The sequence below is a fragment of the Microbacterium sp. Soil_C_42 genome (assembly GCF_057656735.1).
The window spans coordinates 47,747-55,998 of the sequence record NZ_JBDGJU010000022.1; the positions used below are offsets into that span (position 1 = coordinate 47,747).

Genomic DNA, 8,252 nt, shown 5'->3' on the forward strand with positions numbered 1-8,252 from the left:
GGGACTGATCAGGCCGATCTCGAATCGACGCCTGCGGATGCGGCAGGCGTTTCGACTGCGGGCGCCAGAGCGCCCTCCGCTCAACGAGCGGGAACTTCGGATGGAGTGGATGGACCCGACGCCGCATCCCGCGCGTCGGGCGAGCCTGCGCGTCCACACGCAGCGACGGAACGCCCCGAGGATCCGGGCGACCTCGACTCGGCGACTTCGGAGACCTCAGCGTCTGTTCCACCGGTGGCACCGGCTCGGCCGGCCGGGGCGACCGTGACCTCGGTGTCGCCCGACGTCGACCTCGCGCAGGACGCGTCGCCGCTGCCGGGGGCTCACCGCGGAGGGTTCCTCCGGCTGCCGACGGCGCCGGTCGCCGTCACGGTGGAGACCGCACCGGCAGAGCCGGGCAGCGAGTTCACGCCCGACGCCGCGTCGTGGACGGCATCGGACTCGTTGCTGCACCGCGGGCTCGCGGGCTGGGCGCTCGGCTTCGCGATCCTCGGGCTCCTCGTGTCGATGTTCGTCGGCTGGGGCTTCCCGATCGGGCTGGTCGCGATCGTGTCCGCGATCATCGCGCTGCGCCGTCCGCTCGAAAGCCGCGCGGTGGCCGTCTGGGCGATCGTGCTCGGAACGCTGTCGATCCTCTACAGCGCCGGCTGGCTCCTCTACGCCGCGGCGCGCGCCGACATCATCGGCTGATCCGCGTCAGACGCGGTCGGCGAGGATCGCGGTGCGGCGGGTGCCGATCCTCGTGAGGAGGAGGGTCGCGGCCGCCGAGCCGCGGAGCTTCAGGCGCGTGCGGAGGGCGGCGGGGTCCACGTCCACGCCCCGCTTCTTGATCTCGAGGCGGCCGATGTCGCGCTCGCGCAGGGCCTTGCCCAGAGCCTTCTCGTCGGCGGGCAGCACCTCTCGCACGCGGAACGTCGAGACGAACGGTGACGTGAGGGCGGCGTCCGAGGTGAGGTAGGCGATGTGCTCGTCGAGCATCCCCGCCTCGAGCGTGCGGGCGACGTCGCCGATCAGGCGCGCGCGGATGACGGCGCCATCGGGCTCGTGCAGGAAGGCGCCGAGGTCGCGGACGGGTTCGTCCGCAGCATCCGTCTCCGCCGTCATCTCGTGAGCCTTCTCGCCGCGGATGACGAGCGCAGCGCGGCGCACGCCGGGGCGCGCGAGCGCGCCCGACCACAGCACGAGCTCGATCGTCGAGCCGTCCGCGCTCACCCACTGGGCCTCGACGTCGTCGGGGATGAGATCGCGGTCGAGGCCGGGGCCGAGCTTCACGCCGGCGGGCATGCGACGCGCGAGGTCGAAGACCCAGTCGAGCGAGGGCGACCAGTCCTCCGGGCGCGTGCGCGCCGTCTCGGAGTGCCCGGCGGTGCGGCGTGCCGGGTCGAGCCACACGGCCTCGATGCCGTCGAGGTCGGCGTCCTCCGCCGTGCCGAGACGCACCTCGGCGTCCGCGCCGAACGGTGCGAGGTTGTAGGCGGCGATGCCGGCGGTGACCTCGTCGGCGTCGACCGCCGTCACGCGCAGGCCGAGCCCGGCGAGCCCGAGGGCGTCCCCGCCGATGCCGCAGCCGAGGTCGGCGACCCGCGCGAAGCCCGCGTCGCGGAACCGCGCTGCGTGGCGGGCAGCGATGCCGAGCCGCGTCGCCTGTTCGAGACCGGCGCGGGTGAACAGCATCCGCTCCGCCAGATCGCCGAACTTCGCCCGCGCGCGCGTGCGGAGGCGTGCCTGGCCGACGACCGCCGAGACGAGGTCGGGGGAGTGGCCGTCGCGGCGCAGCCGCGTCACGGTGCGCGCGACATCGTCGGAGGAGTCCACCGGCGGCATCGCATCGAGCAGGCGCAGGCCCTCGGGTGTCAGGAGCGCTTCGAGTTCGGACAGTTCCACCCGCCGAGCCTACGGCGCGCGCGGCCGCGTGGGCACCGATCCGTGTGACGACTCATTGGCACTCACGTTGCATGAGTGCCAGCCCGTTGCCTAGACTGACGTAAGCACTCTCAACGTCAGAGTGCTAACGAGTCTTAGTCTCAAGAAAGAAGAGGTAGACCGTGTCGGTTTCCATCAAGCCGCTCGAGGACCGCATCGTCATCAAGCAGGTCGAGGCCGAGCAGACCACGTCCAGCGGTCTGGTCATCCCCGACACCGCCAAGGAGAAGCCCCAGGAGGGCGAGGTCGTTGCGGTGGGCCCGGGTCGTATCGACGACAACGGCAACCGCATCCCGCTTGACGTCGCCGTCGGCGACCGCGTGATCTACAGCAAGTACGGCGGGACCGAGGTCAAGTTCGGCGGCGACGAGTTCCTCGTCCTGTCGGCTCGCGACGTCCTCGCGGTCGTCGTTCGCTGAGTTCCGCGCACTGCGCGTACCGAAAGGGTCGGATGCTTCGGCATCCGGCCCTTTCGTCGTCCGCGGGCACGACACGACGTGCTCCGCAGTCACAAAGGGCGGGAGCCGAGGCCTTGCAACCCGCCAAGAGTGACTGCGGAGCAGCGAGGCGATGCGGGGGGAGGACCGGGTCGTCCGACGGTGGCAGGGATGACGCCACGGACGACGGAGAGCGGATGCTGCGGCCCTGCGGCTGCGGGCCGCGCCGGGGCGGGCCGCGGCGGGGCGGGGCGGGGCGGGGCGGGGCGGGGCGGGCGTAGGCTGACTCGGTGAGTCACGAGCAGTCTGCCCTTCCCGATCGCGACGTGGCGGACGGGCTCGACGACTCGACGGCGCTCGACCTGGGCGTCACCACCGGGACGCGCAGGGCCGCGTCCGATGCGGCTGAGACCCGGGAGCGCCGGCTCGGCGGGGTCTTCACGTTCTCCGCGTACCTGCTGTGGGGCTTCCTGCCGCTGTACTTCCTGCTCCTGGCGCCCACCGGGCCGTGGGAGATCGTGGCGTGGCGCATCCTGCTGTCGCTGGTCTTCTGCGCGCTGCTGCTCACGGTGACCCGCACGTGGTCGCGACTCGCGGCGATCTTCCGGCAGCCGAGGGTGCTCGGTCTCACCGTGATCGCGGGCCTCCTGATCTACGTCAACTGGCAGGTGTTCATCTACGGCGCCCTGAACGGTCACGTGATCGAGACCAGCCTGGGCTACTTCATCAACCCGATCGCGACGGTCCTGCTCGCCGTGCTCGTGCTGCGCGAGCGGCTGCGGCCGACGCAGTGGGTCGCCATCGGCATCGCCGCGGCGGCGGTCGCAGTGATCGTGATCGGCTACCGCGCCTTCCCGTGGATCGCGCTCACGCTCGCAGCATCCTTCGGCGTCTACGGCCTCGTGAAGAAGAAGGTCGGCCCGTCGGTCGACGCCGTGAGCGGGCTGACCCTCGAGACGCTGTGGCTCACCCCGATCGCGGTGGTCGTGCTCGTGATCGTCGGCGCGACCGAGGGACTGACGATGGGCTCGGAAGGCTGGCAGCACACCGTGCTCCTCAGCCTGACCGGCGTCATCACCGCGGTGCCGCTCCTGCTCTTCGCCGCCGGCGCGCGCCGTGTCTCGCTCACGACCATCGGGCTGCTGCAGTTCGTCGCACCGGTGCTGCAGTTCCTCGTGGGCTGGCTCGTGCTGGGGGAGCCGATGCCCCTCGAGCGCTGGATCGGCTTCGGGCTCGTGTGGGTCGCGCTGACCGTGCTCACGGTCGATTCGGTCATCCACGCCCGCCGCAGCCGCGTCGCGGCGTAGCGCTCAGCGCACCAGGCGGGCGATGGCCTGCGTGGCCTCGGTGATCTTGGCGTCGGCCTCGGCGCCGCCCAGGCGCGCAGCATCCACCACGCAGTGGCGCAGGTGGTCGTCCAGCAGACCCACGGCGACGGCTTCGAGTGCGGAGGTCAGCGCGCTGATCTGCGTGAGGATGTCGATGCAGTACTTCTCGTCCTCGACCATCTTGTGGATGCCGCGGGCCTGGCCCTCGATGCGCTTGAGGCGATTGAGGTACTTGTCCTTATCGGTGATGTAGCCGTGGTGGGAGTGCTCGGCGGAGTCGGAGTGCGCGTGCTCGAGGGTGGTGTCGGTCATGTCGGGCTCCTTCAACGGTGAGCGGTCGAGAGGCTGCGGAAGCGACGCAGGCGCAGGCTGTTGCCCACGACGAAGACGCTCGAGAACGCCATCGCCGCTCCGGCGATCATAGGGTTCAACAGGCCCAGCGCCGCCAGCGGGATCGCGGCCACGTTGTACGCGAAGGCCCAGAACAGATTGACCTTGATCGTGCGGAGGGTCGCGCGCGAGAGACGGATCGCGTCGGCCGCGCTGCGCAGATCCCCGCGGACCAGGGTGATGTCGGATGCCTCGATCGCGGCATCCGTCCCGGTTCCCATCGCCAGACCGAGGTCGGCCTGGGCGAGGGCGGCGGCGTCGTTCACGCCGTCGCCGACCATCGCTACGACGCGGCCCTCGCTCTGGAGCTCGGTCACGACGGCGACCTTGTCCTGCGGAAGCACCTCGGCGATCACGCGCTCGATGCCGACCTCGTCGGCGATGGCCTGTGCCGCGGCGGCGTTGTCGCCCGTGAGGAGCACCGGCGACAGGCCGAGGGCCTTCAGCTGCCGCACTGCCTCGCGGCTCGTGGGCTTGACCTGGTCGGCGACGACGAGAAGGCCGTGCACCGCGCCGTCCCACGCGGCGAGGACCGGGGTGCGGCCCAGCGCCTCGGCCGCGGCTTTCGCGGCAGCCAGGTCGTCGGGGAGGGTCAGTGCCCAGTCGGCGAGCAGGACTTCGCGGCCGACGAGCACTGCGTGCCCCTCCACGACGCCCGAGACGCCCTTGCCCGGCACGTTCTGGAACGACTCGACCGGCGGCAGGTCTCCGGCCTCGGCGGTCGCGGCGCGGGCGATCGCCTGCGCGATCGGGTGCTCGGAGGCGTGCTCCAGGGCGCCCGCGAGACGCAGCAGCTCGGCGCGCGCCGCGGACGCCTGGTTCGTGTGCGGCGGGGCGGATCCGGTGACCACGACGTCGATGAGCGACATGCGTCCGCTCGTGACGGTGCCGGTCTTGTCGAGCACGACCGTGTCGACGGTGCGCGTGGACTCGAGCACCTCCGGCCCCTTGATGAGGATGCCGAGCTGCGCGCCGCGGCCGGTGCCGACGAGCAGGGCGGTGGGGGTCGCGAGCCCAAGCGCGCATGGGCACGCGATGATGAGCACGGCGACGGCCGCGGTGAAGGCCATGGAAGCCGGGGCGCCCGTGAGGAGCCAGGCCACGAGCGTGCCGAGCGAGATCAGCAGCACGATCGGGACGAACACGCCCGAGATGCGATCGGCCAGGCGCTGCACCTTGGCCTTGCCCGACTGGGCGTCTTCGACGAGCCGCGCCATCTGCGCGAGCTGCGTGTCGTCGCCGACGCGCGTCGCGCGCACCACCAGCCGGCCGCCCGCGTTGACGGTGGCGCCGACGACCGCATCGCCGGGGGAGACCTCGACGGGGACCGATTCGCCTGTCACCATCGAGGCGTCGACGGCGGAGGTGCCGGAGGTCACGACCCCGTCGGTCGCGATCTTCTCGCCGGGCCGCACGACGAACTCCTCGCCGACGCGGAGGTCGGCGACCGGCACGCGCACCTCGGCGACGCCGTCGCCGGACGCGCGGAGCACCGCGACGTCCTTCGCGCCGATCTCGAGGAGGGCCCGCAGCGCGGCACCCGCGCGGCGCTTCGACCGCTGCTCGAAGTACCGGCCCGCGAGCACGAACGTCGTGACGCCGGCGGCGACCTCGAGGTAGATGTCGCCCGCGCCGCCCTCCGGAGAGACGGACCACTCGAACGTGTGGGTCATGCCCGGCATGCCCGCGTGGCCGAAGAACAGCGCGTACAGCGACCACAGGAACGCCGCAGAGACGCCGAGCGAGATCAGCGTGTCCATCGTGGCCGCGCCGTGGCGCAGGTTGATCCAGGCGGCACGATGGAACGGCCACGCGCCCCACACGACCACCGGCGCCGCGAGCGCCAGCGACGCCCACTGCCAGTAGGTGAACTGCAGGGCCGGGATCATCGCCAGAAGGATCACCGGCACCGACAGCACGATCGACCCGATGAGGCGCTGCCGGAGGCTCGTGAGCTCCGGGTCGGCGGGCTCCTCCGTCGGGGACTCGGTCGCCGGCGGCGCGGGGAGCGCGGCCGTGTACCCGGTCTTCTCGACCTCCTCGATGAGCGCCTGCGGGTCCAGTCCCGTGGGAGCCGTGACGAACGCCTTCTCGGTGGCGTAGTTGACGGATGCCTCGACCCCGTCCATCCGGTTCAGCCGCTTCTCGATCCGCGCGGCGCACGACGCGCACGTCATCCCGCCGATCTCGAGTTCGAACCGGGCGGCGGGGATCGAGGCCTCGCTCATGCGCGGACCGCGCTGTAGCCGGCCTCGTCGACGGCCGCGATGACGGCGTCGTCGGCGAGCTCGGCGGCGGAGACGATCTTGAGCGTGCCGGCGGCCGCGCTCACCTGGACGTCCTGGACGCCCTCGAGCTTCGACACCTCGCCGCGCACGGACGCCTCGCAGTGCCCGCAGCTCATTCCCGTCACCGTGTACTCGGCCTCAGCCATGATTTCTCCTCTGGGTCGTGTGGATACCCCTCAGGGGTACCCGGTCGCTCCAGTGTATACCCACAAGGGGTATGGGGGGCCGGCGCGGGACGCGGATTCCGTTCCGGCGGCGCTCGCGAACGGGCCGGCGAGTTATCCACAGCGGAGGAGCCCTGCGAGCGTCTGGAATTACGGTCCGATCACGGTTTTCAAGCTGTTACAGATCGTTAACGAAAGGCAACATTGGCGACGCTTGACGGCGATTAGGTTTAGTGCACTGGGTCGGCGCCCGAGCCGTTCCCGTTGTAATCGCACAGCAAGGAGCAACATGAGCGTCTTCACCCGCTCGCGCACGACCACCGTCCTCGGTGGCATCGCGCTCATCGGCGCCAGCGCCCTCGTCCTCGCCGGTTGTTCCGGCGGCGGTGGCGACACCGGTGGCGAGGCCAGCGAGAGCGCAGGTCCCGTCGAGGAGCTGAGCCTCAAGATCGGCACGGCACTTCCCCAGACGGGCAACCTCGCGTTCCTCGGCCCGCCCGAGGAGGCCGGCGTCGCGTACGCGGTCTCGCAGATCAACGAGGCGAGCGCCGATACGGGACTCACCCTCGACGTCGAGTACGGCGACTCCGGTGACACCGACAACAAGGCCTACGAGACCGAGATCCCGCGCCTGCTCGGCGAGGACGTCTCCGCCATCCTCGGTGCCGCGTCGTCGAGCACGTCGCTGCAGTTCATCGACCAGGTCACCGGTGCCGGAGTCATCCAGTTCTCGCCGGCGAACACGTCCGACGCGTTCACGACCTACGACGACAACGGACTGTACTTCCGCACCGCTCCGTCGGACGTCCTGCAGGGCGAGGTGCTCGGCAACCTCATCGCCGAGGACGGCCACCAGACGCTCGGCATGATCGTGCTGAACGACTCGTACGGCACCGGTCTGGCCAAGTACGTCACCGAGGCCTTCGAGGCCGCCGGCGGCGAGGTCGTCGCGGCTCCCACCTACAACACGGGTGACACGAGCTTCGACGCGCAGATCTCGGAGGTCCTCGCGGCCGACCCCGACGCGATCGCCCTGATCACGTTCGAAGAGGTCAAGACGATCCTGCCCAGCCTGTTCGGTCAGTATCCCGCGGAGGACCTGTACTTCGTCGACGGCAACCTCGCCAACTTCGGCGAGCAGTTCCCGGCGGGCTCGCTGACGGGCGCCAAGGGAACGTTCCCGGGCCTGTCGCTCGACGCGATCACGGACTTCACCGACGCGCTGCAGGAGTTCAACGAGGGCGAGGGCAACGCGCCGCTCACCGAGTTCACCTACGCGGCGGAGTCCTACGACGCCACGATCCTGATCGCGCTGGCCGCCCTGGCGGCGCAGTCGACCGACGGAACCGCGATCGCCGAGAAGCTCATCGAGGTCTCGGGCGGCTCCGGCGAGGGTGAGAAGTGCACCACGTACGCCGAGTGCGCGGCCATCATCGTGGACGGCGGTGTCGCCGATTACGACGGCATCTCCGGCCCGATCACCTTCGACGAGGTCGGCGACCCGACCGAGGCGTCGATCGGCATCTACCAGTTCGGCGACGACAACAAGTACGTCCCGTACGAGGGCTGATCGTCCCAGATGTGAACGGCCCCGGGTCCTCGGACCCGGGGCCGTTCCGCGTGTGGTCCGACGGCCCGCTCGGCTTCCCCTCCCTCGTAGGCGCTGTGACCGCTACTTGCCGAGCGTGCCCAGGTAGAGCTCCGTGACCTTCGGGTCGTTCA

At 70.8% G+C, this 8,252-nt stretch carries 8 protein-coding genes; 4 read left to right on the forward strand and 4 right to left on the reverse strand.

All coding sequences use genetic code 11. The features are described 5' to 3' along the window. Window positions 1–234: 234 nt before the first annotated feature. Window positions 235–690 (forward strand): hypothetical protein, encoded by a 456-nt coding sequence (locus tag AC3A46_RS13295; protein ID WP_487665612.1) that lies wholly within the window; start codon window positions 235–237, stop codon window positions 688–690. Window positions 691–696: 6 nt separating this feature from the next. On the opposite strand, the gene AC3A46_RS13300 is transcribed toward AC3A46_RS13295, so the two are convergent. Beyond that, window positions 697–1,884, reverse strand: coding sequence for a THUMP-like domain-containing protein (locus tag AC3A46_RS13300; protein WP_487665613.1), 1,188 nt, complete (start codon window positions 1,882–1,884; stop codon window positions 697–699). 161 nt (window positions 1,885–2,045) lie between these two features. On the opposite strand from AC3A46_RS13300, the gene groES reads away from it, so the two are divergent. Both groES and rarD read left to right on the forward strand, forming a co-directional pair. Continuing rightward, window positions 2,046–2,342 (forward strand): co-chaperone GroES, encoded by a 297-nt coding sequence (gene groES / locus AC3A46_RS13305; protein WP_045275440.1) that lies wholly within the window; start codon window positions 2,046–2,048, stop codon window positions 2,340–2,342. A 380-nt stretch (window positions 2,343–2,722) separates the two neighbouring features. Further along, window positions 2,723–3,667, forward strand: coding sequence for an EamA family transporter RarD (gene rarD, locus AC3A46_RS13310; RefSeq protein WP_487665627.1), 945 nt, complete (start codon window positions 2,723–2,725; stop codon window positions 3,665–3,667). A 3-nt stretch (window positions 3,668–3,670) separates the two neighbouring features. On the opposite strand, the gene AC3A46_RS13315 is transcribed toward rarD, so the two are convergent. The 3 genes from AC3A46_RS13315 to AC3A46_RS13325 are packed head-to-tail and all read right to left on the reverse strand — an operon-like array spanning window position 3,671 to window position 6,512. After that, window positions 3,671–4,000, reverse strand: a complete 330-nt coding sequence (locus AC3A46_RS13315; protein ID WP_487665614.1) for a metal-sensitive transcriptional regulator — start codon at window positions 3,998–4,000, stop codon at window positions 3,671–3,673. A gap of 11 nt (window positions 4,001–4,011) precedes the next feature. Beyond that, window positions 4,012–6,306 carry a heavy metal translocating P-type ATPase gene (locus AC3A46_RS13320; protein ID WP_487665615.1) on the reverse strand — a complete coding sequence of 765 codons (2,295 nt, stop codon included), beginning with the start codon at window positions 6,304–6,306 and terminating at the stop codon, window positions 4,012–4,014. Continuing rightward, window positions 6,303–6,512 carry a heavy-metal-associated domain-containing protein gene (locus AC3A46_RS13325; protein ID WP_045297059.1) on the reverse strand — a complete coding sequence of 70 codons (210 nt, stop codon included), beginning with the start codon at window positions 6,510–6,512 and terminating at the stop codon, window positions 6,303–6,305. Before AC3A46_RS13325 ends, AC3A46_RS13320 begins: the two co-directional genes overlap by 4 nt. A 307-nt stretch (window positions 6,513–6,819) precedes the next feature. On the opposite strand from AC3A46_RS13325, the gene AC3A46_RS13330 reads away from it, so the two are divergent. Then, window positions 6,820–8,100, forward strand: a complete 1,281-nt coding sequence (locus AC3A46_RS13330) for an ABC transporter substrate-binding protein (protein ID WP_487665616.1) — start codon at window positions 6,820–6,822, stop codon at window positions 8,098–8,100. The last annotated feature ends 152 nt before the right edge of the window (window positions 8,101–8,252 follow it).